3 protein-coding genes are annotated in these 2,562 nt (G+C 36.2%); 2 read left to right on the top strand and 1 reads right to left on the bottom strand.

Features of this window, described 5'->3' with window-relative positions:
- The first annotated feature begins 14 nt into the window (after positions 1–14).
- Both BN2144_RS20040 and BN2144_RS19840 read left to right on the top strand, forming a co-directional pair.
- On the top strand, positions 15–155 hold the full coding sequence (locus BN2144_RS20040) for a transposase (RefSeq protein ID WP_407638010.1): 141 nt from the start codon (positions 15–17) through the stop codon (positions 153–155).
- 309 nt (positions 156–464) lie between these two features.
- Positions 465–632, top strand: a complete 168-nt coding sequence (locus BN2144_RS19840) for a hypothetical protein (RefSeq protein ID WP_154665490.1) — start codon at positions 465–467, stop codon at positions 630–632.
- Between the two features lie 345 nt (positions 633–977).
- On the opposite strand, the gene BN2144_RS04630 is transcribed toward BN2144_RS19840, so the two are convergent.
- A complete protein-coding gene (locus BN2144_RS04630; protein WP_033826673.1) occupies positions 978–2,417 on the bottom strand; it encodes a DDE-type integrase/transposase/recombinase in 1,440 nt (479 codons plus the stop codon).
- Positions 2,418–2,562: the final 145 nt, after the last annotated feature.

Genomic DNA, 2,562 nt, shown 5'->3' with positions numbered 1-2,562 from the left:
GGTTTGTTACAAAGATGACCAATGGCCTTCTTGAAGGAATAAACAGTTTAGTTCAGGCTACCAAAAGAAAGGCTCGTGGATACCGAACAGCCGATAATTTTATTGCCATGGCCTATGCAACGGTTAATAAACTTGATCTTATTGGTATATCATGACTTGTTTTATCCTTTCTTGTTTGCTTAGCGACCAGCACTTAGAGTAGGATAGGCTGTCAAGTGCTTTCCTTGACAACCTATCCTACATCTAAGATAATACCGGTGGCAAACAAGGAAATGATAGAATCCTATGGGCACTGGTAACCTGTTTTTTCAACATTAAACAGCGAAGAGCCTCATATTTGTCGGTATGGTAACCTCTATTAACCATAGATTTTACGGAGTGGCAAGTCTTTTTTGTTCAATACCTTATAAATCAATGGTTGTTAACCTATTTAATATAAAAACTTTTGACAAGGGGGAAGTATATTGCTTGTGAGATGGTTGTTTGCAATTTTGTTTATTTTAATAGGATCTATTCTTTTTTCTTTAACTATTGATAATCTAAAAATTATCGGTACCATTATTAAATTTGTTGTGGGAGCAGCCTTCTTTTTTTTTGCGGGTTATATAATAAAAGATAATAGAAAAGAATAACATTTTTGGTAATTTCTATTATATGAATATTATAAAAGTAGTAAAAGTATATTACACTATATATAGTATTTGAAAGGTAATGTCAAAAGTTCTATGAAAAACGGATAAGCAAACAAGATTTATTCCGAAATAAGGTGGAGAACCGTCGCCATTTGCCCTTGACAAACACGCCGATGGTTTAAGTTAGGTGTAACAAGGGCGAAGGGAACTAAATTAAGGCATGACAAATACGCCCTTGTTTTCCGAAAATTTTAAACCATCGGCTAGTTCGGTTTGTCAAGGGTTCGCTTCGCCAAATGGCTGGTTTGAATGTTAAACCATTCAAGGGCTCAGCTAAAGCTAAATTTAGGCGGCTTGTATTTCTAGAAGCCATTGTTGAGCGAGTTCAATCATTTTTGTCCAACGTGCCGGCATGTGTGGCAATTTGGAGAGTTCTGGGATCATAACTGGCACTTTATTCTCCAGTGAAGCATGTGGCCTGAGAAAGTTAAAATATGCTACGAATAAAGTCACATAGGATACCGATCCCTTTTCTGAACCAAACCCATGTGTAGCCTTATAATTACCCTTAAAAGTACGATTGAGTCTCTCAATAATTTGTTTAAGCGGTCGATATTCCGTTGAAACAGGATCCTCATTGGTTAATCCAATGACTTGCTTCACATCAAAGTGGATATCGTGCTGGGCAAAGAAGTGTTGAGCCAAAAGGTAAATAGGATTCCCATCGACCACAAAAGTAAGATCTTCTGGAATCTCTTTTAGCTTAAGCAATACTTCATCAATGGCTAATACAGCTGCCTGTGTATCTCGGTTTGGTGAAACAGGATACGACAAAATAATCTTTTTTACGGTATCAAAGAAGAAGAACAAGTAATTCCAACGTCCACTCACACGGATATACGTTTCATCACCGCAAAATTGATTGGAAAGCTCATACGGATAATGGTCGATAAACGGTTTCATTATGAGCGCGACACTGTTTTCGTAGTTTAAAATACTTTGGTGAGAAATAGAAACTCCGTGAATATCATTCATAATGGCCGCGGTTTTGCGCGCTGATAAGCCGTAGTTTACGTGATAAGTCAAAATAAGTCCCAGTGTATGCGGAGACACGTACAATTTCGATAAATCTACTTTCGGTAACTCTGGAGACTCTTTCGACAGTGGCTTATAGTCGAACTTAAACAGGCGAAATATATAGCGCATTTTGAACGCTTGTGGGTCTTTTTTGAACGGTTTCTTCTCTTCTTTCGAAAGACCTTTTAACTTCTTTTGGTAGTAAGAACATTGATTATTTTTACACTTGAAAACATCAAAATCTTTTCGTTCTTTTATCTTTTCAAGTGTTTTTGAACAGTGAGGACATCGTAAAATGGCCTCTTTCAAATAACGATTCTTTTCGCTAAACAAACACGCACACACTTTACATTGATATTGTCCTTTATCTCCATTATTTGCATAAAGAAAATCAGAAGGAGCACCACACTTTGGACAATTCAAATGAGAAGGCACACAAACTTTGGCGTTTTTATGTCTACGAACCGGTTTTAATGGTTTCCCGTGTTTTTCTAGAAAATCATTAAGTAGTTCTTGATAATCAAGCTTTTCAAGTGTTTCAACAATCGGAAGCTCATCCACCTGTAGTTTTCGATAAGGCTTGCTTATCGGTTTTTCTTCGGGTTTATCAAACATACTCTTTCCAATTAAAAGAGTCTGTAAAATTTTGATAGTCTCATCTTGGTACTTGATAAATTCAAATAAATAGGTTAATAATTGAGGATACAGACTTGTTCACTCCAATCTTGTTAGTTGTGTGTGTGGTAACCTCAATTAACCATAGATTTTAGGGGGTGGCAAGTCTTTTTTTGTTCAATGCCTTATAAATCAATGGTTGTTAACCTATTTAATATAAAAACTTTTGACAATACGC

Origin of the sequence: Bacillus andreraoultii, assembly GCF_001244735.1 — a bacterium.
In the GTDB taxonomy this organism is placed as follows: Bacteria; Bacillota; Bacilli; order Bacillales; family Caldibacillaceae; genus Caldifermentibacillus; species Caldifermentibacillus andreraoultii.
This window is presented reverse-complemented; position numbering and strand designations above follow the sequence as displayed.